The 274-nt window shown below is 57.3% G+C and carries 1 protein-coding gene; it reads left to right on the forward strand.

Features of this window, described 5'->3' with window-relative positions; genetic code table 11:
* Positions 1 to 274: DUF4432 family protein (locus AAEY88_RS13525; protein ID WP_350563219.1), on the forward strand; the 274-nt coding region annotated here is incomplete at both ends.

A 274-nucleotide genomic window follows, 5' to 3' on the forward strand; every position in this document is an offset into this window, starting at 1 on the left:
GTCTACAACGTGGTGCCGTATGCCGATGCCAAGGGCGATACCTTGACGGTGTTGCATAACAAGGCCGGCAGCCTGGGGGTTTCGGTGGGTTTCAATACGCAGACACTGCCGGTGTTTTCCCTGTGGAAGAACACCGATACCCAAGGGCAGGGCTATGTGACAGGGCTGGAGCCGGGGACGAGTTTTTCGTACAACCGTCGTTATCAACGGCCACTGAACCTGGTGCCTACGATCGGGGCGAAGGAACACAAGCAGTTCCGGATCAGCTACAGCT

The sequence above is a fragment of the Psychrobacter sp. CAL346-MNA-CIBAN-0220 genome (assembly GCF_040309805.1).
Classification (GTDB): Bacteria; Pseudomonadota; Gammaproteobacteria; order Pseudomonadales; family Moraxellaceae; genus Psychrobacter.